Origin of the sequence: Pseudomonas sp. N040 (assembly GCF_015637705.1) — a bacterium.
In the GTDB taxonomy this organism is placed as follows: Bacteria; Pseudomonadota; Gammaproteobacteria; order Pseudomonadales; family Pseudomonadaceae; genus Aquipseudomonas.
On the sequence record NZ_JADOBE010000001.1, the window covers coordinates 358344 to 379665 of the forward strand.

Annotated in this window: 20 protein-coding genes and 1 riboswitch; of the genes, 7 read left to right on the top strand and 13 right to left on the bottom strand. The window is 63.8% G+C overall.

Annotated elements, in window-relative coordinates:
* From ISX93_RS01665 to ISX93_RS01675, 3 genes are all read right to left on the bottom strand, one after another.
* On the bottom strand, window positions 1-1023 hold the full coding sequence (locus tag ISX93_RS01665) for a fatty acid desaturase family protein (protein WP_195776946.1): 1023 nt from the start codon (window positions 1021-1023) through the stop codon (window positions 1-3).
* Window positions 1024-1072: 49 nt separating this feature from the next.
* Complete coding sequence (locus ISX93_RS01670; protein WP_229731968.1) at window positions 1073-2089, bottom strand: ABC transporter substrate-binding protein; 1017 nt, start codon at window positions 2087-2089, stop codon at window positions 1073-1075.
* Between the two features lie 45 nt (window positions 2090-2134).
* A riboswitch (guanidine-I (ykkC/yxkD leader) is annotated at window positions 2135-2238 on the bottom strand.
* Between the two features lie 226 nt (window positions 2239-2464).
* Complete coding sequence (locus tag ISX93_RS01675) at window positions 2465-3364, bottom strand: peptidoglycan DD-metalloendopeptidase family protein (RefSeq protein ID WP_195776947.1); 900 nt, start codon at window positions 3362-3364, stop codon at window positions 2465-2467.
* A gap of 223 nt (window positions 3365-3587) precedes the next feature.
* Between ISX93_RS01675 and ISX93_RS01680 the strand changes: the two genes are divergently transcribed.
* Both ISX93_RS01680 and ISX93_RS01685 read left to right on the top strand, forming a co-directional pair.
* On the top strand, window positions 3588-3917 hold the full coding sequence (locus ISX93_RS01680; RefSeq protein WP_195776948.1) for a hypothetical protein: 330 nt from the start codon (window positions 3588-3590) through the stop codon (window positions 3915-3917).
* A gap of 48 nt (window positions 3918-3965) precedes the next feature.
* A complete protein-coding gene (locus tag ISX93_RS01685; protein ID WP_195776949.1) occupies window positions 3966-4496 on the top strand; it encodes a flavin reductase family protein in 531 nt (176 codons plus the stop codon).
* A 20-nt stretch (window positions 4497-4516) separates the two neighbouring features.
* On the opposite strand, the gene phoU is transcribed toward ISX93_RS01685, so the two are convergent.
* The 5 genes from phoU to ISX93_RS01710 form a co-directional block, all read right to left on the bottom strand.
* Window positions 4517-5248: a phosphate signaling complex protein PhoU gene (phoU, locus tag ISX93_RS01690; protein WP_195776950.1), complete on the bottom strand. Its 732-nt coding sequence runs from the start codon at window positions 5246-5248 to the stop codon at window positions 4517-4519.
* A 198-nt stretch (window positions 5249-5446) separates the two neighbouring features.
* Complete coding sequence (pstB, locus tag ISX93_RS01695) at window positions 5447-6280, bottom strand: phosphate ABC transporter ATP-binding protein PstB (protein ID WP_195776951.1); 834 nt, start codon at window positions 6278-6280, stop codon at window positions 5447-5449.
* Window positions 6281-6343: 63 nt separating this feature from the next.
* Window positions 6344-8014: a phosphate ABC transporter permease PstA gene (gene pstA, locus ISX93_RS01700; RefSeq protein ID WP_195776952.1), complete on the bottom strand. Its 1671-nt coding sequence runs from the start codon at window positions 8012-8014 to the stop codon at window positions 6344-6346.
* Between the two features lie 60 nt (window positions 8015-8074).
* Window positions 8075-10372, bottom strand: coding sequence for an ABC transporter permease subunit (locus ISX93_RS01705; protein ID WP_195776953.1), 2298 nt, complete (start codon window positions 10370-10372; stop codon window positions 8075-8077).
* A 176-nt stretch (window positions 10373-10548) separates the two neighbouring features.
* The gene (locus ISX93_RS01710; RefSeq protein WP_195776954.1) at window positions 10549-11517 is read right to left on the bottom strand and encodes a phosphate ABC transporter substrate-binding protein PstS family protein; all 969 of its coding nucleotides are present in this window, start codon (window positions 11515-11517) and stop codon (window positions 10549-10551) included.
* A gap of 128 nt (window positions 11518-11645) precedes the next feature.
* Between ISX93_RS01710 and ISX93_RS01715 the strand changes: the two genes are divergently transcribed.
* Window positions 11646-12950, top strand: a complete 1305-nt coding sequence (locus ISX93_RS01715; RefSeq protein ID WP_195776955.1) for a PQQ-dependent sugar dehydrogenase — start codon at window positions 11646-11648, stop codon at window positions 12948-12950.
* Window positions 12951-13076: 126 nt separating this feature from the next.
* Here the strand turns inward: ISX93_RS01715 and ISX93_RS01720 are convergent, their stop codons facing one another.
* The gene (locus ISX93_RS01720; protein ID WP_195776956.1) at window positions 13077-14366 is read right to left on the bottom strand and encodes an MFS transporter; all 1290 of its coding nucleotides are present in this window, start codon (window positions 14364-14366) and stop codon (window positions 13077-13079) included.
* Window positions 14367-14527: 161 nt separating this feature from the next.
* Here ISX93_RS01720 and ISX93_RS01725 point away from each other — a divergent pair, with 161 nt between their 5' ends.
* Window positions 14528-14929 (top strand): acyl-CoA thioesterase, encoded by a 402-nt coding sequence (locus ISX93_RS01725; protein ID WP_195776957.1) that lies wholly within the window; start codon window positions 14528-14530, stop codon window positions 14927-14929.
* A gap of 12 nt (window positions 14930-14941) precedes the next feature.
* The gene (locus ISX93_RS01730) at window positions 14942-15958 is read left to right on the top strand and encodes an AraC family transcriptional regulator (protein WP_195776958.1); all 1017 of its coding nucleotides are present in this window, start codon (window positions 14942-14944) and stop codon (window positions 15956-15958) included.
* Between the two features lie 5 nt (window positions 15959-15963).
* On the opposite strand, the gene ISX93_RS01735 is transcribed toward ISX93_RS01730, so the two are convergent.
* Window positions 15964-16263 (bottom strand): hypothetical protein, encoded by a 300-nt coding sequence (locus tag ISX93_RS01735; protein ID WP_195776959.1) that lies wholly within the window; start codon window positions 16261-16263, stop codon window positions 15964-15966.
* A gap of 70 nt (window positions 16264-16333) precedes the next feature.
* Window positions 16334-17338, bottom strand: a complete 1005-nt coding sequence (locus ISX93_RS01740; protein WP_195776960.1) for a TerC family protein — start codon at window positions 17336-17338, stop codon at window positions 16334-16336.
* A gap of 202 nt (window positions 17339-17540) precedes the next feature.
* On the opposite strand from ISX93_RS01740, the gene ISX93_RS01745 reads away from it, so the two are divergent.
* A complete protein-coding gene (locus ISX93_RS01745; RefSeq protein WP_195776961.1) occupies window positions 17541-18488 on the top strand; it encodes an L-threonylcarbamoyladenylate synthase in 948 nt (315 codons plus the stop codon).
* A gap of 1 nt (window position 18489) precedes the next feature.
* Here ISX93_RS01745 and ISX93_RS01750 read toward each other — a convergent pair whose 3' ends face one another.
* Together ISX93_RS01750 and ISX93_RS01755 are read right to left on the bottom strand one after the other, a co-directional pair.
* Window positions 18490-18789 carry a DUF7352 domain-containing protein gene (locus tag ISX93_RS01750; protein ID WP_195776962.1) on the bottom strand — a complete coding sequence of 100 codons (300 nt, stop codon included), beginning with the start codon at window positions 18787-18789 and terminating at the stop codon, window positions 18490-18492.
* A gap of 74 nt (window positions 18790-18863) precedes the next feature.
* Window positions 18864-19790, bottom strand: coding sequence for a LysR family transcriptional regulator (locus ISX93_RS01755; protein WP_195776963.1), 927 nt, complete (start codon window positions 19788-19790; stop codon window positions 18864-18866).
* A 98-nt stretch (window positions 19791-19888) separates the two neighbouring features.
* On the opposite strand from ISX93_RS01755, the gene ISX93_RS01760 reads away from it, so the two are divergent.
* Window positions 19889-21322, top strand: coding sequence for an NADP-dependent isocitrate dehydrogenase (locus tag ISX93_RS01760; protein ID WP_195776964.1), 1434 nt, complete (start codon window positions 19889-19891; stop codon window positions 21320-21322).

The following is a 21322-nucleotide window of genomic DNA, read 5'->3' on the forward strand; positions in this document are numbered from 1 at the left end:
TCATACCGCCGTCAGAAAGGACACACCCACCGCCCCGTAGAAACCGTCGGCGCGCCCCGCACCCTGTTCCGCCACGCTGCCGTAATGGTCGTCGATGACCCGGCGCAGGCGATGCTGGTGAAAGCTCTTGAGCAGCAAATGCATGGGAATCACCTGCACGTAATCGCTGCCATACAGCTCGCGGTGCAGCGCCGGCAGGCGGTACCAGGGCGCCACCGGCTTTTCGTGGTGAGCGTTGTGGTAGGAGAAATTCAGCAGCAGCAGATTGAGCACCGGCCAGCGCAGCGAGACCACATTGCTGTAGGTGTTGTGCTGCTCGTAGGCACGGTCGCGCACTTTGTCTGCAGGGATGGCGCCGCCGTCCTCGAGCACCGCAAAGGCATCGTAGGTGTGCTGATAGGCATCGGCGAAGCGCAACACCGTGAGCATCAGCATCCAGGCCACGCCATACAGCAACAGGGCCTTGAGCGAGACACTGGCGACCAGCGCAAACAGCGCAGCGCGAATCAGCAGCACGCCCAGCACCTTGCCGCGGCGGGCGCGGTGCTTGGGGTTGTCGGTAATGAACGGCAGGGCGATCACATAGAAGTGCATGATCAACTCGACCGCCGGGATATAGGCCCACTCCAGCGCCAGCACCAGACGACGCAGCCAGGCCGGTCCCTGGTTGAGGAAGGCCTTGGTGTCGAAGGTGATCACATCGGCACGGTCGACGTGATGGCGCATGTGCTTGCGCCGCAAATCCTGAAAGCCGGCGTAGCAACTGCCACACAGCCAACTGCACAGCTCGCCGGCGCGCTCGTTGGCCTTTGGCTTGGCGAAGATGGTGCCGTGGGCGAATTCGTGGATCAGGTAGGCCGCCACCACCATGGCGTGGCCGAGCAGCAGGGTGCCGGCCGCGTTCAGCAACCCGTTAGCGGCAAACAGCAGGCTGCAGCCGAGGATGTAACCACCGAGGGCATAGGCCATGGCCAGGCTGTTGGCCAGCTTGCCATCGGCATAGCGAAATACTTGGCTGGACATGCTTCCTCCAGCAGCCCCTCACCAGCAGGTGGGAGGCTGCGGCAATGGCTTACTTGGCGAGGGTTTCGACAAATGACGCATCGAAGGTCTGGGCAAAATCCGGCACGGTCGTGATCTGGCCGTTGTCCTTGAGCAACTGGCCGATCACCGCGCCGCTGCCATAGAAGGACGAGGTGGCCGTCGATTCGGTGAAGTTGGCGCCCATCTCGGCCAGCGGAATGTTGTACACGCCGCTCATCTGTTCCCTGGCTTCAGCCGCCGAGACGCCGAGCACCTTGCCGATGATCGCGGCGGCTTCGTCCGGGTGGCTCTGCATGTAGGCCAGACCATCCAGATAGCCCTGGATCAGCGCCTTGATCTGCGCCGGTTGCCTGGCAATCACGGCCTCGTCGAACACCAGCACGTCGGTGATCAGCCCCGGCGCATCCTTGGAGGAATACACCACATGGAACTTGTCGCCGGGCATGCCGAGGATCTGCGAGACGTTGGGTTCGTAGGTGACGCCCACCGGCAGGCTGCCCGAGGCCATGGCGCCGGGAATGGCTTCCGGGGTCATGTTCACCGGGATGATGTCCTTGTCGCTCAGGCCGTTGCTCTTCAGTGCATAGGCCAGCAGGAAGTCGGAAGGCGACAGCGGGTTGAAGCCGACCTTCTGGCCCTTGAAGCCGGCCACCGAGGTGATCGACTTGTCCGCGACGATGGCGTCGCCGCCGTTGGAGAAGTCGATCGGCATCACCACGCGGTGCTTGAGACCCTTGGCCACCGAGCCGATCACCTGGTCATAGGTGAGCATGCCACCATCCAGCGCGCCACCGACCATCGCCGAGGGAATCAGCGCCGGGTCGTTGAAGAACTGCAGTTCAACCTTGAGGTCGTGGGCCTTGTACAGGTCCAGCTGATCGGCGACGTAGAAGGGCGCGTAGCCGGCCCACACCACGGTACCGATCTTCATCGTTTCGATGGCTTGGGCGGTCAGGGGGAGCAGCGCGGCAGCCGAGGCCAGACAGGCTCCGAGCAGGGTCTTGCGCAGGGAAAAGGGCTTGCAGCTGGACAGCATGGTGGTCATGGCAACGCTCCTACACAGTGAGAATCAGGCACGGGATGACAACGCGTCTCCCGGGCTTTTATCCCGCCGTGTAGCTTCAGTCCCTGAAGCCGGAGAACTCTCGGACCAGCCATCCACCGCAGTGGAGCGGAACCCTAGTTCGCCTCTGGTACAACTCCTGTGTGTGCTCGGTACGCCGGTCAGACCGGCGCGCTGCTGCATCCCGTTCAACAGGGATAAAGCAAGTCCGGTGCCAGTCTTCGACCGAGCCTCGAAGCCGACAATAAAACGCTTCCAATTCAGTGGGTTGTGCAGCAGGGCGGACGCCCTTCAGGTTGTCGCGGCGGGCGCCCCGCACCAGCACTAGGCGCGCCGCCCGCTTTCAGTGCGGCGCGCTCAGTCGCCGCCGACGGCGAAGTTGGGCAGGCTGTCGACCGGCTGGGCAAAGTCGAAGGGAATCGACTCCAGGGCCATGCCGACATTGCGCTGCACGACGAAGTGCAGGTGCGGGCCAGTGCTGTTACCGGTATTGCCGGAGCGCGCCAGCCGCTCGCCGAGCGCCACCCGCTGGCCCTCGCGGACCTGCACCGAGCCGCGCATCAGGTGCAGGTAGACGCCCATGGTGCCGTCGTCATGCAGCACCCGCACGAAGTTGCCGGAAGGATTGTTACCGCGACCACTCTGCTGGTTTTCAATCTTCACCACCATGCCACTGCGCGCGGCGACGATCGGTGTGCCTTCGGGCATGGCGATGTCCAGCGCGTAGCGGCCCTTGGGCGTGAAGTGGCTGTACTTGCCGTTGGCACCCTGGGTCAGGCGGAACGGCCCGCCACGCCACGGCAGCGGATAGGGATAGCTCTTCGGCAGCAGGCGCGGATCACCGAGCGCGTAGTGCAGCTTGGGCGTGTAGCGCAGCGGCTGTTGCGGGTCGCGCGGTGCCAGGGTCAGCAGGCGGATCTTGCTGCGCGGCGGCAGCACCCAGTGTACCGGCTTGGCCGGCACGCCAACGGCGTTGGCCACCCCGCTGAGTTCCAGCTCGATCTCCACCGGGGCGTACAGATCATTGCGCACCAGCAGGGTTTCGCCGGCTTCATGCTGCCTGGTTTCCAGCTTCACCTGCAGGTCGAGACGCTCGATCATGCGGTCGCGGAACACGAAGACCTGGGCGCCGGGCAGCGGCTGGTCGGTGTAGGTCACGTTGCCCTGCGGGTCGACGTGCTTGTAGACGGTCAGGGCAGCGGCCGGGCCGGCAACCAGCAGCAGCAGCAGGCAGAAAGTGCTCAGGCGAAATGTCATGGGGCAGGGGGCGTACTGATGATCCAGGCCCTGAAGACTAGCAGTGCCGCCCGCGGCAAGCGAGCCGGCAGCCTCCGGAGTGTGATCCAGTGCAGCGACCGGCACCGCGTGGCGTGGCGTTTTGACACGCAGGAGGGACGGACTAGGCTGAAAACAGGGCGCCCCGTGCGACCGCCTGCCGGTTCGCAGCGCCCGTCCCGCCAACTCGCGGAGGGTCACCAGCATGAACACCGCACCCTTGCACTCACCCTTGCACGCGCTCTTGATCGACCGCCCGCTGCGCGACATCTTCTGGCTCTACGGCGTGCTCCCCAGCAACCTGCTGTGGGCCGCCAGCCTCGCGGTGTATTTCAGCGCGGCGCCACTGGCCAGTGTGCTGCTCATGTTCAGCCTGCTGCTGGCCTACACCGTCTGGATCATCTGCGAGATCTGGCACTGCAGCGGCAACGTGAAAAACCCGCTCCACGGTGATATCGCCCGCCTGCTGACGGCAGCCTGGGCAATCAATACGCTGCTGCTGGTTGCCTTCCTGCTGCTGCAACGCCTCGGCTGAGGCCGCGCCTGCTGCTTGCGGCAGCCGCGGGCTGCGAGGAGAACACCGGTGCGCTCATTGCCGCTGGGAAAGGTCTACACCCTGCTGGAGCCTGGCCCGGTGGTGTTGCTGAGCACGGCGTTTGCCGGGCAGCGCAATGTCATGGCCATGTCCTGGCACTGCATGCTCGAATTCGAGCCGCCGCTGATCGGCTGCGTGGTCAGCGACGGCAACTACTCGCACGGCTTGCTGCTGCAGTCCGGCGAATGCGTGATCAATCTGCCGGGGGCGGCGTTGGCCGAGCAGGTGGTTGGCTGCGGCAACACTTGCGGTGCCGGGCTGGACAAGTTCGCCAGGTTCGGCCTGACGCCGCGGCCGGCCAGGTGCGTTGGCGCACCGCTGATCGCCGAGTGCTTCGCCAGCATCGAGTGCCGGGTGGTCGATACCACGCTGCTGGGCAAGTACTGCTTCTTCGTGCTGGAGGCCGTGCATGCCTGGATCAGTTCCGCGGCTGAACCGCCGCAGACCATCCATCACCGCGGCCACGGCAACTTCATGGTCGCCGGCGCGCAGCTGCACCTGCCATCCAAGATGAAATAGGCCGGACCTGCTGCCGGCCGTTACTCCGCGCTATCGTCAGGGCCGCTGGCCGGCTTGCTGCCCGCCAGGCTTTTGTGCCGCACATCGGTGCCGTGCACCATGTAGATCACCAGCTCGGCGATGTTGCGCGCGTGGTCGCCGATCCGTTCCAGCGAGCGCAGCGCCCAGATCACGTTGAGCACGCGGGAGATCGAGCGCGGGTCTTCCATCATGTAGGTGACCAGCTCGCGCAGGGCGCTCTTGTACTCGCGGTCAATGGTCTTGTCGTACTGCGCCACCGAGCGCGCCAGCTCGACATCGAAACGGGCAAAGGCGTCCAGTGCCTCCTGCACCATCTTGCGCACCTGGTCGCCGATATGGCGGATCTCGTCGTAGCCGCGGGTGGCGCCGTCGTCGCCGGACAGCTCCAGTGCGCGCTTGGCGATCTTGGTGGCTTCGTCACCGATGCGCTCGAGGTCGATCACCGACTTGGAAATCCCGATGATCAGGCGCAGGTCGGAGGCCGCCGGCTGGCGCCGGGCGAGAATGCGGATGCACTCCTCGTCGATCGACACTTCCATCTGGTTGATCTGGGCATCCGCTTCGCGGACACGCCCGGCGAGCGCGGCATCGGCTTCGATCAGCGAGGTCACTGCGTCGTTGACCTGTTTCTCGACCAGGCCACCCATGGCCAGCAGGTGGCTGCGCACGGCCTCGAGATCGGCATTGAACTGGGCGGAAATGTGCTGGGTGAGGCTGTCTTTATTGATCATGATTGAACCCTTGCAAACGGGTGGATGTTCTTGTCAGCTGGCCTATTCCGGCCCTTGGGAAAGCGTGTCGGGCAAGGAGGCGCCGCGCCTTTCGCGATCCCTTCGCTTCAGGCATTTCCCACATCCCTGTGGGTCACTGTACAACTCGTACGGCAAGCGGCGCCGACACAGCCCGGCGCGCTTTCCCATGGCCGGGGGCTAGCCATAGCGGCCGGTGATGTAGTCTTCAGTCTGCTTGGTCGACGGGTTGGTGAACAGCGTATCGGTGTCGCCAATCTCGACCAGCTTGCCCATGTACATGAACGCGGTGTAGTCGGACACCCGCGCCGCCTGCTGCATGTTGTGGGTGACGATGACGATGGTGAACTTGCGCTTGAGCTCGTGGATCAGCTCTTCCACCTTCAGGGTGGAGATCGGGTCGAGCGCCGAGCAGGGTTCGTCGAGCAGCAGCACTTCGGGCTGCACGGCGATGGTGCGGGCAATCACCAGGCGCTGCTGCTGGCCGCCGGACAGGCCCAGGGCGGAATCGTTCAGGCGATCCTTGGCCTCGTCCCACAGCGCCGCACCGCGCAGCGACTGCTCGACGGCCTCGTCGAGGATGCGCTTCTGGTTGATGCCCTGGATGCGCAGGCCGTAGGCAACGTTCTCGTAGATGCTCTTGGGGAACGGGTTGGGCTTCTGGAACACCATGCCGACACGCCGGCGCAGGTCGGCCACATCCACGTCACGGGCATTGATGTCCTTGCCGTCCATGCGGATTTCACCGTCGATCCGGCAGCCGTCGACCAGGTCATTCATGCGGTTGAAGCAGCGCAACAGGGTCGACTTGCCGCAGCCGCTCGGCCCGATAAAGGCGGTCACGCGCTGGCTGGGAATCTGCATCTTGACGTCGAACAACGCCTGCTTCTGGCCGTAATGCAGGTTCAGGCCGGGGACATCAATGCCCACGGTTTCATTGGCCAGATTCATGCTCTGCTGGTCGCGCTTCAGCGCACTGATGTTGATGCCGTGGGTATGCGGTTGCTGTTGCATGCTTCACTCCATTCAAGCCGTCTGCGGTTGGAACCTGTTGGGTAACCGGCAATAGGCTGATGTCTAGTGTTCCAGTGATTTGTATTTTTCACGCAGGTGGTTACGCAGGGTAACCGCCGAGATATTCAGCAAGGCGACCACCGCGACCAGCAGCAGCGCCGTGGCGTACACCAGCGGCCGCGCGGCCTCGACGTTGGGGCTCTGGAAGCCGACGTCGTAGATATGGAAGCCCAGGTGCATGATCTTCTGGTCGAAGTGCAGGTACGGGTAGTTGCCGTCCACCGGCAGTGCCGGCGCCAGCTTGACCACCCCGACCAGCATCAGCGGCGCCACTTCGCCGGCGGCGCGCGCCACGGCGAGGATCAGCCCGGTCATCATCGCCGGACTGGCCATCGGCAGCACCACCTTCCACAGGGTTTCCGATTTGGTTGCACCCAGCGCCAGCGAGCCTTCGCGCAGTGCCCGCGGGATCCGCGCCAGGCCTTCCTCGGTGGCGACAATCACCACCGGCACCGACAGAATCGCCAGGGTCAGCGACGCCCACAACAGCCCCGGAGTACCGAAGGTCGGCGCCGGCAAGGCTTCGGGGAAGAACAGGCGGTCCAGCGAACCACCCAGCACGTAGACGAAGAAGCCCAGGCCGAACACGCCGTAGACGATGGCCGGCACACCCGCCAGGTTGTTCACCGCGATGCGCACGATCTGGGTGAAGGCGTTCTGCTTGGCGTACTCGCGCAGATACACCGCCGCCAGCACGCCGAACGGGGTGACGATCACCGCCATCAGCATGGTCATCATCACGGTGCCGAAGATCGCCGGGAAAATCCCGCCTTCGGTGTTGGCTTCGCGCGGGTCATCGCTGAGGAACGACCACAGGTTGGCCACATAGCTGCCGATCTTGGCGAACACCGACATGGCATTCGGCTGCTGCGCCTGGACGATGGAGCCCAGGCTGATTTCCTTTTCCTGGCCGCTGACGTCACGCATCACCAGACTGTCACGGTCGACGTCGGTATGCAGGCGAATCAGCTCTTTTTCCAGCACCTCATAACGGGCCTGCAGCTCTGCGCGCTCGGCAGCGATGTCCGCCTGTGCGCCCGCATCCAGCTGCCCGTCTAGCTCCAGCTTGCGCGTCTGCAGACGCAGACGCTCGAGACCGTGATTGATCGCATTGATTTCTTTCTTTTCGATACGCGCCAGATCGGTGGCCAGATTGCTCGTACGCTCCAGCCGCTCCTGCAGCAGCGGCCAGACCTCGGCGCCTTCAGCCACCACTTTGCCGGCTTCCTTCAGGCTGACCGGATAGCCGTAGAAATTACCCCATTCGCGGCGTTCCAGCGCGATCAGGTCCAGCGGATAGCTCTTCTCGCTGAGCCACTCGCCGATCACCCAGGTGAAATCGCTGCCATTGATATCCCGATTGCCCACCTTGATCAGGTCGCGGGTCATGAATTCCGGGCCATCCGTGCCCACCGGGAAGCCGGCACCCTTGAGCCGCGCACGGCTGACTTCTTCCGCTTCAACCAGCTCACCGACCAGCAGGCGGGATTCCTGGCCGGGAATCGAATAACGCGCCTGCAGCAGATCCGCCGGCCAGAAGTGGCCGAGACCCCGATAAGCGATCAACAGCAACAGGCCGACGGTCATGATCACCGCAATGGATACGGCCCCACCGCTGATCCAGATGCCGGGAGCACCACTTTTGACCCAGGATTTCAGATTGTGCTGTTTCACCGAAACCTTCCTTCATCAAATTCGTTTACACGGCAGCCTTGCAGCTGCCGGGCGAGACAATTACAGGGAGGCATATTTGCCCCGCAGGCGCTGCCGGATCAGTTCAGCCAGGGTGTTCATGACAAAGGTGAACGTCAGCAACACCAGCGCCGAGAGGAACAGCACACGGTAGTGCGAACCACCCACCTCGGACTCCGGCATTTCCACCGCCACGTTGGCCGCCAGGGTGCGCATGCCTTCGAACAGGTTGAGTTCCATTACCGGCGTGTTGCCGGTGGCCATCAGCACGATCATGGTCTCGCCGACGGCGCGGCCCATGCCGATCATCAGCGCCGAGAAGATGCCCGGGCTGGCGGTCAGGATCACCACCCGCGTCAGCGTCTGCCAGGGGGTTGCACCGAGCGCCAGCGAGCCCAGGGTCAGGCCCTTGGGCACGCTGAACACCGCATCTTCGGCAATCGAGAAAATGTTCGGAATCACCGCAAAGCCCATGGCCAGACCGACAATCAGGGCATTGCGCTGATCGAACTGGATGCCCAGGTCGTTGGAAATCCACAGGCGCATGTCACCGCCAAACAGCCAGTTTTCCAGCTGCGGGCTGACGCCCAGGGCAAACCAGGCCACCAGCAACACCACCGGGATCAGGATCGCCGCTTCCCAGCCATCCGGCACGCGCTGGCGCAAGCCGGCCGGCAAACTGCTCCAGGCAAAGCCGGCCAGCAGGATGCCCAGCGGGGTCAGCAGCAGCAGGCTGAAGATGCCCGGCAGGTGGCCTTCGACATAGGGCGCGAGGAACAGGCCGGCAAAGAAACCGAGGATGACGGTGGGCAGCGCGCCCATCAACTCGATCACCGGCTTGACCTTGCGGCGCATGCCGGGCGCCATGAAATACGCGGTGTAAATGGCCGCGGCAACGGCCAGTGGCGCGGCCAGCAGCATGGCGTAGAAGGCCGCCTTGAGGGTACCGAAGGTCAGCGGTGCGAGGCTCATCTTCGGCTCGAAATCGGCCGTTGCTGCCGTCGACTGCCAGATGTACTTGGGCTCTTCATAGCTCTCGTACCAGACCTTGCTCCACAGCGAGCTCCAGGAAATCTCCGGATGCTCGTTTGCCACGGCGAACTTCAGTAACTGGTTGCCGTCTTCCAGCAGAATCCGGTTGGCGCGCGGCGACAGGGCGAACATCTCGGCGCCCTTGCCGGCAACCGTTTCGATCAGCAGGGTGCGCTGCGCGGTGCTGTGGAACACGCCCAGCTCGCCGCCAGCATTCAGCGCGACAAAGCCCTTGCGCCGCTCTTCCGGGACGATCTGGGTAATCGCCGCGTCGCCCAGCTGGAAGTCGCGGATGTGCTTGAGGCGCTGCTCGTCATCCGGGTCGCGGGCCATGAACCACTGCGCGATGCCGCCCTTGGAGTCACCGATGAGCAGCGAGATGCCCCCCAGCAACTGGCTGCTGGCCGTCACTTCCGTACTGGCATCGGTGGTCATTTCATAGCGGCCGTTGAGGGTGCGCTGGCGCAGGTTGAACACATCCATGTGCGCCCGGCCATTGAGCACGAACAGCCAGTTGCTCTGCACGTCGATGTACAGCGCCTTGATCGTCTCCTTGAGTTGCGGCAGGACAATCCGCTGCTGCTCGCGGGTGATCTCGCCGGTCATCATGTTTTCGCTTTCGCGCAGCTGCAACAGGTGCAGCTCGGCGCCGGTAGAGCCTGCCAGCAGCAGGTTGCCATCGGTTGCGGAAAGGTTCACATGCTCAAGCGGACGGCCTTTCGGATCGAGCTGGAACGGCGTTTCGCCATAGGGGTATTCGATCACCGGCGTGACGGTTTTCTGGTCGTTGGGATAACTGACCATGTAGTTGTGGCGCATGACCAGCGCTTCGCCACCGCTCAGGCCGGCAATCAGCAGCGCACTGCCGGGCAAGCCCTGTTGCAGCGACACCAGCTTGCGCTCGGCCGGGATCGGCAGCTTGACGCGCTTGAGCTCGGCGCCGGTCTTGGCATTGAAGAACACTGCCTGGCCCTGGGCGGAAACCCGCAAGGCGATTTCATTCTGCTCCTCGATCGCCAGCAGCAGCGGCTGGCCGGCCTCCTGCAGCCAGGCCGGGCTTTGCGTCTTGAGCGCGGTCAGCTCGGCGCCACGGAACAATGGCAGCACCACATAGGCCAGGTAGAAGAAGATCAGGGTGATCGTGGCCAGCACGGCGAGCCCGCCGACCAGCACGTACCAGTTGGTCAGGCGGTCTTTCAGGGCGCGGATGCGGCGCTTGCGCTGCAAGGCCGGGGTGTTGAAATCAATTCGCGATGCAGTGGGAGTAGTCATTGGAATTGCCATTCGATTAGCTGCCGGATCGATCATGCGCACACCCTAGCCGCGAAATATGACAGACAGATGACAATAGCGGCCCAAACGCTGCCGGAGAAATCACCCGCCGGAAATAGTCGAGGCCAGGATCAGACCTGGCCCCCTGCATGCGTCCTTGCCGCGGCGCCCAACTGAGCCGCCGCGCTTTCCTCTAAGTGACTTGCACAGACTTACTTGCTGAGTTCTGCCAGTGCCTTGGCGGCAACCTTGGCCGGCACCGGAATGTAGCCGTCCTTGACCACCACCTGCTGACCCTGCTGCGACAGCACCAGCTTGATGAACTCCAGCTCCAGCGGAGCCAGCGGCTTGTTCGGCGCCTTGTTCACGTAGACGTAGAGGAAGCGACCGAGCGGGTAGGTGCCATCCAGCGCATGGGCTTCATCGGCATCGACAAAGGTCGTGCTGCCGCGCTTGGCCAGCGGCAGGGCACGCACGCTGGAGGTCTTGTAGCCGATACCCGAGTAACCGATACCGTTCAGCGACTGGCTGACCGACTGCACCACCGAAGCGGAACCCGGCTGCTCGTTGACGTTGCCCTTGAAGTCACCCTTGCACAGGGCATCTTCCTTGAAGTAGCCGTAGGTGCCGGACACCGAGTTGCGCCCGAACAGCTGGATCGGCTTGTCGGCAAAATCACCGGTCAGGCCCAGGTCACCCCAGGTCTGGATGTTGCTGCCACCGCACAGGCGGTTGGCCGAGAAGATACCGTCAACCTGTTCCATGGTCAGGCCCTTGATCGGGTTGTCCTTGTTGACGAATACCGCCAGGGCATCGACTGCCACCGGAATCGCGGTCGGCTTGTAGCCATACTTGGCCTCGAAGGCCTGCAGCTCGACGTCCTTCATCTTGCGGCTCATCGGGCCGAGGTTGGCGGTGCCTTCGGTCAGCGCGGGTGGCGCGGTGGAAGAACCGGCGGCCTGAATCTGGATATTCACGCTGGGGTATTGCTTCTTGTAGGCTTCCGCCCACAGAGTCATCAGGTTGGCCAGGGTATCGGAACCGACGCTGGACAGGTTGCCGGATACACCGCTGACCTTGGTATAGGCCGGAATGGCCGGGTCGACATTGGCCATTGCGCTGGCGCTGACCGCGCCTGCGGCAACAAACGCCATACTGGTCATCAAACGCTTCAGTTTCATAGCATGCTCCTGGGAGTGTAGGGCCGGCCTGTTTTTCAGTCCGTGGCCGTACTCTACGAAGTGATTATTACAGTTGGATGACTGCTCGCACTTTTTTCGAGCCTTGCCTAAGCCACGCGGAGAACCCCATGCAACCAGTCCGTCTGCTACCCCTCGCACTACTCCTCGTCACCTGCACGGCCTGCGCGGAACAAGCCACCCTCAGCGTAGAGCAAGGCAGCGGCCCGCACCCGCAACTGCCACCACCGGTGCAGGGCGTGCTACCCACGGTGAATATCGCCAAGGCGGTCGGCTGGCCCGCCGAAGGCAAGCCGCAGGGCATCGCCGGCACCCGGGTCAATGCCTTTGCCGATGGTCTGGATCATCCGCGCTGGCTCTACCAGCTGCCCAATGGCGACGTGCTGGTAGCGGAAAGCAACAAGCCGACGCGCGACTCCGGCTTCAACTTCAGGGCCTGGATCGGCGACCTCATCATGACCCGCGCCGGCGCCGGGGTGGTCAGTGCCGACCGCATCACCCTGCTGCGCGACAGCGATCACGATGGCGTCGCCGAGCTGCGCACGACGTTCCTGGCCAACCTGTACTCGCCGTTCGGCATGGCCCTGGTCGGCAACGACTTCTACGTGGCCAATGCCGATGCGCTGCTGCGCTTTGCCTACCAGCCGGGCCAGACCGAGATCAGCGCCGCCGGCAGCAAGGTCACCGACCTGCCGGCCGGCCTCAACCACCACTGGACCAAGAACGTCATCGCCAGCCCGGACGGCAAGAAGCTCTACGTGACCGTCGGCTCCAACAGCAACATCGGCGAGAACGGCATGGACACCGAGGAAGGCCGCGCGGCGATCTGGGAAGTTGATCCGGCCACGGGCGACAAGCGCCTGTATGCCAGCGGCCTGCGCAACCCCAACGGCCTGGCCTGGGAACCGCAGACCGGGGCGCTGTGGGTGGCGGTCAACGAGCGCGACGAGATCGGCAGCGACCTGGTCCCCGACTACATCACCTCGGTCAAGGACGGCGGCTTCTACGGCTGGCCGTGGAGCTACTACGGCCAGCACGTGGATGAGCGGGTGCAGCCGCAGAATCCACAGATGGTGGCCAAAGCCTTGGTGCCGGATTACGCCCTCGGCCCGCACACCGCGTCGCTGGGCATTGCCTTCGCCGACCAGAGCAAGCTGCCCGGCCTGCAGCAGGGCCTGTTCGTCGGCCAGCATGGCTCGTGGAACCGCAAGCCGCACAGCGGCTACAAGGTGATCTTCGTGCCGTTCAAGGACGGCCTGCCGGACGGCCTGCCGGTCGACGTGCTGAGCGGCTTCCTGAATGCCGAAGGTCAGGCCCAGGGCCGGCCGGTGGACGTGCTGGTCGACCAGCAGGGCGCGCTGCTGGTCAGCGACGATGTGGGCAACACTATCTGGCGGGTCAGCGCCGAGCCGTAGGGTGGGCCTTGGCCCACCGCGGCCAACCTCCGGTTCGACCTGCTGTTTTGCGCTTTTGGTGGGCTGAAGCCCACCCTACGCCCACCCTAGGTCCGCCTTACGCCCACCCTGCGCCGCGGCGCCGGGTCAGCGCCCCTTGCTGCACAGGTACAGGCCGATGAGCAGCGCCAGCCCGCACAGCGCCGCCACGTAGTAGCCCGGCCCGAGCGGATCCCACTTGATCAGCAGCGACACCATCAGCGGCGTCAGGCCGCCGAACAGCGCATAGGCCAGGTTGTAGGAAAACGACAGCCCGGAGAAGCGCACCACCGGCGGAAACGCATTGACCATGACGAAGGGCACTGCGCCGATGGTGCCGACCAGCAGGCCGGTCAGCGCATACAGCGGGAACAGCCAGTGCGGATGCAGCGTGAGGCTGCTGTAGAAGGTCCAGGCGGACACCCCGAGCAACAGCCCGCCGACCAGCAGCACCCGCCCCGCCCCCACGCGGTCGACAATCGCTCCCGCCGCTACGCAACCGATCGACAGGAACACGATAGCCAGGCTGTTGGCCTTGAGCGCGGTGGCCGCATCGAAGCCGTAGAGCGTCTGCAGCAGGGTCGGGGTCATCAGGATCACCACCACGATGGCGGCCGACAGCACCCAGGTCAGCAGCATCGACAGCGCGATCGCCCCGCGGTGCTCGCGCAGCACCGTGCGCAGCGGCAACTCGGCGGCCAGCGCCTGGCGCTGCTGCAGCTCGGCGAACACCGGGGTCTCCTGCAGCATGCGGCGCAGATAGACGGCGCACAGGCCGAACACCCCGCCGAGCAGGAACGGCAGGCGCCAGGCCCAGTCCAGCACTTCCTGCGGGCTGTAGACACTGTTGATCAGCGTCGCGGTCAGCGAGCCGAGCAGGATGCCGCTGGTCAGGCCGGCGGTCAGGGTGCCGCAGGCAAAGCCGACATGCCTGGCCGGCACGTGCTCGGAGACGAACACCCAGGCGCCCGGCACCTCACCGCCGATCGCCGCGCCCTGCACGATGCGCAGCAGCAACAGCGCCAGCGGCGCCCAGATACCGATCTGCGCGTAGGTCGGCAGCAGGCCCATGGCCAGCGTCGGCACGCCCATCAGGAAGATGCTCAGGGTGAACATGCGCTTGCGCCCGAGCAGGTCGCCGAAGTGCGCCATGATGATGCCGCCCAGCGGCCGCGCCAGATAACCGGCGGCAAAGATGCCGAAGGTCTGGAACTGGCGCAGCCATTCCGGCATGTCCGCCGGGAAGAACAGCTTGCCGACCACCGCGGCGAAGAACACGAAGATGATGAAGTCGTAGAACTCCAGGGCGCCACCCAGCGCGGACAGCGAGAGGGTCTTGTAGTCGCTGCGCTGCAGCGGGCGGGTGGCGGCGGTGGCGCTGGAAAGCACGGAGGACATGGCGGCGGGATTCTCGCTGGGTTCTTGTTGGAATTCTGCTGTCGGACGGCCGGCAGCCGCTGCCGCACGATAGCAAACTGCGGCGGTCGCGAGCTATGCGCGCGCCCGATATACTGCGCAGCGCCCAGCCAACACAACAACAGGGCCGAGATCGTTGCGTCATGTATGAAACCGAACAAGATGACCCTGTCCCACAGGGCGAGCTGAACATGCAGATCACCGCCATGCCGCGCGAGACCAATGGTTTCGGCGATATCTACGGCGGCTGGCTGGTGGCGCAGATGGACCTGGCCGGCACCGCCATGGCCAGCCGGATTGCCGCGGGACGGGTCGCCACCGTGGCCATCGAGCGCATGGTGTTCCTGGTGCCGGTCGCGGTCGGCAGCCAGCTGTCCTTCTACACCCAGGTCATGGAGGTCGGGCGCAGCTCGATCCAGCTGCTGGTCGAGGTGTGGGACCGCGACCCGCTGTCCAGCCAGCGGCGCAAGGTCACCGAAGCGCAGTTCGTGTTCGTCGCCATCGACGCCCACGGGCGCACCCATCCGCTGCCCGTGCGCAGCTGACGGCCGCCCGCCATGCCTGCCAGCCCCGTGCATGCCTCGGTCAGCGCCAGCCTGACCCAGGCCGTGCTGCAGGCGGCCGAACGCCTCGGCGTGGCGCGCAGCGAGCTGCTCGCGTACTGCGGCCTCGGCGAAGCGCAACTGGCCGACCCGGATGCGCGTATCCCGTTGCCGGCGCAGCAGCTGCTCTGGCAGGCCGTGCAAGCCCGCGTGGCACATCCCGAACCGGGTCTGGCGATCGGCCTGCAGTTGGCGCCAGGGCCGTTCAGCGTGCTCGGCTACCTGCTGCAATGCAGCCCGACCCTGGGTGCCGCGCTGGAAACCGCGCAGCGTTACCAGCGCCTGGTCGGCGAGGGTGGCCAACTGCAGGTCAGCGATGACGGCGAGCGCCTGCAACTGATCTACCAGCCCAGCCACCCGGGACACCCGGCCAACCGCCCGCGCATCCTCGCCCTGATGGCCTGCTGGGTGCAGTGGATGCGCCCGCTGCTCAGCGACTTCCGGCTGCTGGCGGTGCGCCTGGCGCATGCGCCCCCGGCACAGCTGGAGACCTACCAGGCCTGCTTCGGCTGCCCGCTGGAATTTGCCGCCGCCGACTACGCCCTGGTGCTGCCGGCGGCGCAGCGCGAAACCCACCTGACCCAGGCCAACCCAGCCCTGCAGAGCCTGCTGCGCCAGCATGCCGAAGCGCTGCTGGCACGCCTGCCGAGTGAAAGCCTGAGTGCCCGCGTGGTCGCCCTGCTCAGCGCCCAGCTGGGCTTTGGCGAACCCGAGCGCGCAGGGCTGGCTGCCAGCCTGCAGCTGAGCGAGCGCACCCTGCAACGGCGACTGGCCGCGGAAGGCAGCAGCTACCAGCAACTGCTCAATGATACCCGCCGCCAGCTGGCCGAACGTCATCTGCGCGACGGCCAGCTACCGGCTGCGGAAATCGCCCTGCTGCTCGGCTACTCGGAGCCCAGCGTGTTCTTCCGCGCCTTCCGCCAGTGGACCGGGCTGACCCCCGGCGAATACCGCGCGCGCCTGAAACCTTGACTGCATCAGGTTTCCAGACTGCCCGCTGGCAAGTCCCGAGCTAACGGCTTTAGCTCTTCTGCAGGTTGATCCCGGGCCGTGTCTGGCTGTTTCGTCCAGTCTTCGGCTTTGCCTTGCACCTTGTCTACCTGTTCATTTAGCGCCTCGACGGACTCCCTGAGTTTTGCCTGCGCCAGTTCTTGCGCGGCCTGCTTGGCTTGACTCGCCAAGTCACGGGCAGACTGCTCCGCCGCATCACAACCGGCCAGACTGACCAGCGCCAGGCCAAGCAAACCCGCCAAAAACGTGTTTTTAAAGCTATTCATCCCAGACTCCTTTAACAAACCAGTTACCGCCGACCGCCCCGCCAGCTGATTGCTAGCGGGGTGGCGCAGCTTATTTGTCAGTGGCTGCATTGAGCTGCAGTGGTGGATCGTTGCGGGTTTTCCACAACGAGAACAGCACGCCGCCAGCCAGCAAGGTGAGGGTCACGCTCAGCGAAAATACCGGCGGGATCTTGCCGATGATGCCGACCAGGAAGATCTTCATGCCGACGAACACCAGGATCAGCGCCAGCGCATACTTCAGGTAAGCAAAGCGATGGATCAGCGCCGCCAGGGCAAAGTACAGGGCGCGCAGACCAAGGATGGCGAAGATGTTCGAGGTGTAGACGATGAAAGGGTCCTGAGTGATGGCAAAAATCGCCGGCACACTGTCGACCGCGAATACCAGATCCGCTAGTTCGATGAGAATCAGCGCCAGAAACAGCGGCGTAATCCACAGCACGCTCTTTCCGGTCGCATCCGGCTGGCGCACAAAGAAACGCTGTTCATGCAAACGGTCGGTTACCCGCAGGTGTTTACGCAGGTACTTGACCATGAAGTTGTCTGCCAGATTCGGCGTCTCATCGATCTTGGCAAACAGCATCTTCACGCCAGTGATCACCAGGAACGCGCCGAACACATACAGAATCCAGCTGTATTCATGAATCAGGGCGGCGCCCAGCGAAATCATGATGGCGCGCAACACGATCACGCCCAGGATGCCCCAGAACAGCACCTTGTGCTGGTACTGCCGCGGGATGGCAAGGAAGCTGAAGATGATCGCCATGAGGAACACGTTGTCCATCGACAGCGATTTTTCGATGAGAAAGCCCGTGTAGAAATCCATTCCGGCATCGCCGCCTTTCTGCAGCCACACCCACAGGCCGAACAACAGGCCAGCCGTGATGTAACCAGCAGACAGCAGCAGGCTTTCCTTGACGCCGATCTCGCGGTTATCGCGATGCAGCACACCAAGGTCAAACGCCAGCAGGGAAATCACAACAGTGATGAAAACCAGCCACAGCCAGGTGGTGGTGCCGAGAAAATCGGCCATTAAGAACGCGTGCAGAGCTTCCATGAGCCCCTCCTTAGTCGAAGTTGTACAAGCTGTAACTCCGACATGGCGGCGCTAGCCGTCAGAGGGGCCCGGTGTTACGCGACGCACCTTAGTAAATCCCAGCGCTGCACTCAACCATACAGATTTTGCAAAGTATTTCTGGCTGCCGAACCTGTGCTTATTCGGCAGAATGCGCGCCCTTTTCGCCTGACCGGTTTACGCGATGCCGCTGCTGACAACTTGCCCGCAACTCGCCTGTGAACGGCTCAAAGCCGGCGAACTGCTGGCGTTACCCACGGAAACGGTTTACGGACTGGCGGCCGATGCGCGCAACCAAAGCGCGGTGGCCAAGGTCTTTGCGCTCAAGGGTCGGCCGGCCAGCAACCCGCTGATCATCCATTTGGCCAGTGCTGAACAGGCACAGGAGTGGGCGCGCGATATTACTGCTGCTGCGCAACGCCTGATGAAAGCCTTCTGGCCCGGCCCGCTGACGCTGGTCCTGCCGGCGCATGCGCATGTTTCACGCAGCATCACCGCCGGGCAGGACAGCGTGGCCTTGCGCGTACCCGCGCACCCCCTGGCGCTGGAAGTGCTGCGCCGGTTTGATGGAGGACTGGTGGCACCCTCGGCAAACCGCTACATGTCCATCAGCCCGACCTGCGCCGCCCATGTGGGGCAACAGTTTGCTGACAGCGACCTGCTGATTCTGGATGGCGGCGAAAGTGCGGTCGGGCTGGAATCGACCATCGTCAGCCTGTTGCCCAACGATCAGCCCAGACTGCTGCGCGAAGGCATGCTCAGCCCCGGGCAGATAGAAGCAGTACTGGGCGCAATCCTGCTACGGGGGGCAGACAGCGCGGTGCGCGTACCGGGTCAGCACAAGAAGCACTATGCGCCGACCACACCCAGCTGGCGCTTTGCCCAGACACCCGTTGCAGACCTCGGTAACCCGCAGTACGCCTGGCTCTGGTGTGGCGAGGGCCTGGCCACTGCAGGGCCTTCCATCAGCCTGGGCAATGAGCCCAGCGCCTATGCCCAGGGCCTGTATGCCGCACTGTACCAACTTGACGGCCTCGGCCTGCAACGCCTATTGATCCAGCTGCCAACAGAGGCGCCTGCCTGGCTGGCCGTGCATGACCGACTGGCACGCGCCAGCCAGTTGCTCGCCTGAATCAGGCGACCGCCGCCTCAGATCCCAGACGCAACTGATACAGGTGCCAGGCGTCCTGATCGAGGCTGTTGATCGCGGTATCCACATAGGCGTAAGCCTTGGGGATTCCATCGCCGCTACTGAACAGGCGCAGTTGCACCTCTTGTTTGGGCAGGCGCGGATCGGTCGGCACCTCAACCCAGCAGCAAACGGTCTTGGTATAGGGCAAGTATTCGGCCTTGAGTAGCCGGTGGCCTGCAGGTAAGGACAGCGTCAAGCCATCGCGGTGATAAGGAACCTGATGCTTATGGACGGTTTTCATGGGCGCGCTCCTTGTGGGGGTACGAGTTGAAGCTAACCCTGAAGACTTATTACTGATAATCGATTATCAGGTAATTATGTATTGTCTTTAGACAATAGATCGGCTTCGCGCACAAATTGCGCAAAGGTTTCCGCCACCGGCGAAAGCCGCTTGGTGCGCCAGCGCACCAGATACCAGCGGTTGGGAATGGGAAACTGCTGCACGTCGAGCTCGACCAGATTCCCCGGCGCGGTGTGCAGCAGGGTGTGCCGCGACACAATGGAGATCCCCAGCCCGGCGGCTACCGATTCCTTGATCGCCTCATTGCTTTCGATGGTCATGCGCGGCGAACAGTGCCAGCCAAAGCGCGCAAAGTGCTCTTCGATGGCATGCCGGGTACCGGAGCCGCTTTCGCGGCTGATAAAAGGCTCGCCGGCCAGTGCTTCCCAGTTGATGGCGCGCTGGCCAGCCAACGGATGCCGCGCCGGGGCGATCACCACCAGCGGATTGTCGGCCAGCGGGATGGCGAGGATATCCAGCTGCTCGGGGGGCTGGCTGAACACATAGAGGTCATCCAGATTTTCCTGCAGACGGCGGATCACTTCCGAGCGGTTGGCGATATTGAATTGCACCTCGACCTCCGGGTACGCCTTGCAGAAAGGCCCGAGCAGGCGCGGCACCAGATACTTGGCGGTGGTCACCACGCCCAGCCGCAATTGCCCCAGCGTCATGCCGCGCATTTGTGCCAGACGCATTTCCAGGCTGTCCAGCGCACTGAAGATTTCCCGCGTGCCGGAGAGGACTTCTTCCCCGGCTTCGGTCAGGTAAAGACGCTTGCCAATCTGTTCGAACAGGCTGTAGCCCAACGCCTGCTCCATCTTGCCCAGCTGGGTAGACACCGAGGACTGGGCCAGATGCAAGTGGCGGGCTGCCTCGGTGACGCTCAGGCGCTCTGCCACTTCGCGGAAGATTTCCAGCTGGCGAAAGGTGGTCTGGCGGGTATGAAAGCGACTCTTTGTCATTGCTTATCCACGATGATTTATCGGTAACTAATCGATTATTAACAATAAATTGATTAATCGACAATGCGCCCGTCAACCTGAATCCGACGAGGCGCTTCATGTCCAGAACCCCCATCACCGTCGCCTATGGCGACGGCATCGGCCCGGCCATCATGCAGGCCACCCTGCGCATCCTCGAGGCCGCCGGGGCGCAGATCGAACCCGAGGTCATCGAAATTGGCGAGCAGGTCTACCTGCGCGGCAACAGCAGCGGCATTGCTGACAGCGCCTGGGAATCCTTGCGGCGCACCCGGGTGCTTCTGAAATCCCCCATCACCACGCCGCAGGGCAGCGGCTACAAAAGCCTGAATGTCAGCACCCGCAAGGCGCTCGGCCTGTATGCCAACGTCCGCCCCTGCGTGGCCTACGCGCCCTTTGTGCCGACCCGCCATCCGCAGATGAATGTGGTGATCGTGCGCGAAAACGAGGAGGACCTGTACGCCGGTATCGAACACCGGCAAACCGAAGAAGTCTTCCAGTGCCTGAAACTGATCACCCGCCCGGGCTGCGAGCGCATCGTGCGCTACGCCTTCGAATATGCCCGGCAGCAAGGTCGCCAGCGCGTGACCTGCTTCGTCAAGGACAACATCATGAAGATGACCGATGGACTCTTCCATCAGGTCTTCAACGAGATCGGCGCCCAGTATCCGGACATCGCCCGCGACAGCATGATCGTCGACATCGGCGCGGCGCGGCTGGCCGACACGCCCGAGCGCTTCGATGTGATCGTCATGCCCAATCTGTACGGCGACATTCTCTCGGATGTGGCAGCACAGATCGCCGGCTCGGTGGGCATGGCCGGTTCCGCCAATATCGGCGACCAGTGCGCCATGTTCGAGGCCATTCACGGTTCGGCACCGGATCTGGCCGACGATGTGGCCAACCCTTCCGGCCTGCTGCACGGCGCCATTCAGATGCTGCTGCACATCGGTCAGGCCGGGGTCGCCGAGAGCATTCACAACGCCTGGCTGCGCACGCTGGAAGAAGGGCTGCACACGGCCGACATCTTCCGCGCCGGCCAGAGCCAACAGCTGCTGGGCACCCGGGCCTTCGCTGACGCGGTGATCGAACGCCTCGGCGAGCTACCCAAAGTTCTGGCGCCGGTGACCTACAGCAACAGCGGCCCCTTGACGCTGCCCGAAGTGGTGCGCGCCAAGCCCAAGAAAAAGGATCTGGTCGGTGTCGACGTGTTCCTGCAGTGGCGCGAAGGGCCGCCGAATCAGCTCGGCCAGGCCCTCAAGCCACACGGCACGCAAGAGCTGCCGCTGCAACTGATCACCAACCGCGGCGTGAAAGTCTGGCCACAGGGTTTCCCGGAAACCTTCTGTGTCGACCACTGGCGCTGCCGGTTCAAGTCACCCGCCGAGCCGATCGGCTTCGATGATGTACTGGCCCTGCAGGTGCGCCTGCACGATGCCGGGTTCGATGTGGTGAAAACCGAGAACCTCTACAACTTCGACGGCGAAGCCGGGTTTGCTGCCGTGCACGGTTAG

Coding starts and splice junctions, on each gene's coding strand:
- ISX93_RS01715 (WP_195776955.1), top strand. CDS start 11,646: ATGCAACCAGTCCGTCTGCTACCCCTCGCACTACTCCTCGTCACCTGC.
- phoU (WP_195776950.1), bottom strand. CDS start 5,248: ATGATCAATAAAGACAGCCTCACCCAGCACATTTCCGCCCAGTTCAAT.
- ISX93_RS01750 (WP_195776962.1), bottom strand. CDS start 18,789: ATGAAAACCGTCCATAAGCATCAGGTTCCTTATCACCGCGATGGCTTG.
- ISX93_RS01675 (WP_195776947.1), bottom strand. CDS start 3,364: ATGACATTTCGCCTGAGCACTTTCTGCCTGCTGCTGCTGCTGGTTGCC.
- ISX93_RS01745 (WP_195776961.1), top strand. CDS start 17,541: ATGCCGCTGCTGACAACTTGCCCGCAACTCGCCTGTGAACGGCTCAAA.
- ISX93_RS01725 (WP_195776957.1), top strand. CDS start 14,528: ATGTATGAAACCGAACAAGATGACCCTGTCCCACAGGGCGAGCTGAAC.
- ISX93_RS01720 (WP_195776956.1), bottom strand. CDS start 14,366: ATGTCCTCCGTGCTTTCCAGCGCCACCGCCGCCACCCGCCCGCTGCAG.
- ISX93_RS01735 (WP_195776959.1), bottom strand. CDS start 16,263: ATGAATAGCTTTAAAAACACGTTTTTGGCGGGTTTGCTTGGCCTGGCG.
- pstB (WP_195776951.1), bottom strand. CDS start 6,280: ATGCAACAGCAACCGCATACCCACGGCATCAACATCAGTGCGCTGAAG.
- ISX93_RS01740 (WP_195776960.1), bottom strand. CDS start 17,338: ATGGAAGCTCTGCACGCGTTCTTAATGGCCGATTTTCTCGGCACCACC.
- ISX93_RS01710 (WP_195776954.1), bottom strand. CDS start 11,517: ATGAAACTGAAGCGTTTGATGACCAGTATGGCGTTTGTTGCCGCAGGC.
- ISX93_RS01680 (WP_195776948.1), top strand. CDS start 3,588: ATGAACACCGCACCCTTGCACTCACCCTTGCACGCGCTCTTGATCGAC.
- ISX93_RS01755 (WP_195776963.1), bottom strand. CDS start 19,790: ATGACAAAGAGTCGCTTTCATACCCGCCAGACCACCTTTCGCCAGCTG.
- ISX93_RS01670 (WP_229731968.1), bottom strand. CDS start 2,089: ATGACCACCATGCTGTCCAGCTGCAAGCCCTTTTCCCTGCGCAAGACC.
- ISX93_RS01705 (WP_195776953.1), bottom strand. CDS start 10,372: ATGATCGATCCGGCAGCTAATCGAATGGCAATTCCAATGACTACTCCC.
- ISX93_RS01665 (WP_195776946.1), bottom strand. CDS start 1,023: ATGTCCAGCCAAGTATTTCGCTATGCCGATGGCAAGCTGGCCAACAGC.
- ISX93_RS01730 (WP_195776958.1), top strand. CDS start 14,942: ATGCCTGCCAGCCCCGTGCATGCCTCGGTCAGCGCCAGCCTGACCCAG.
- ISX93_RS01760 (WP_195776964.1), top strand. CDS start 19,889: ATGTCCAGAACCCCCATCACCGTCGCCTATGGCGACGGCATCGGCCCG.